The 350-nt window shown below is 53.7% G+C and carries 1 pseudogene; it reads right to left on the minus strand.

Annotated features, from left to right (window positions below):
* Positions 1-307, minus strand: a pseudogene (locus tag J3L16_RS16055) (transposase); the annotation flags it as partial.
* Between the last annotated feature and the right edge of the window lie 43 nt (positions 308-350).

Genomic DNA, 350 nt, shown 5'->3' on the forward strand with positions numbered 1-350 from the left:
GCACAGGCGGGCCCCAACCCGGAACGGTTTTTTAGGATGTCGCGCTCCTCCGTCATCCGGGCCAACTCACGCTTGAGCCTACGGTTCTCAGCTTCATGGTCCACAGATGATGCCTGTGACGCAGCCTTCGCGTACAGCTTCATCCATTTGTACAAAGAATAGGTGCTGACGCCTAAACGCTCAGATACCTCTCGAACCGGATACCCACGCACCGTGATCCCCCTCTCATCGAAACTCTGTTTCGACTGTCGGGCAGTGGATGCACAGCATCACGCTTGAAATCTTCACTGAAATTTGGCTTCCCCATAACGGCCTCCTTGCCTCAAAATTAGGGAAGAAAGCGTCTACAA

Source organism: Alteromonas sp. 5E99-2 (genome assembly GCF_017368475.1).
GTDB lineage: Bacteria > Pseudomonadota > Gammaproteobacteria > Enterobacterales > Alteromonadaceae > Alteromonas_F.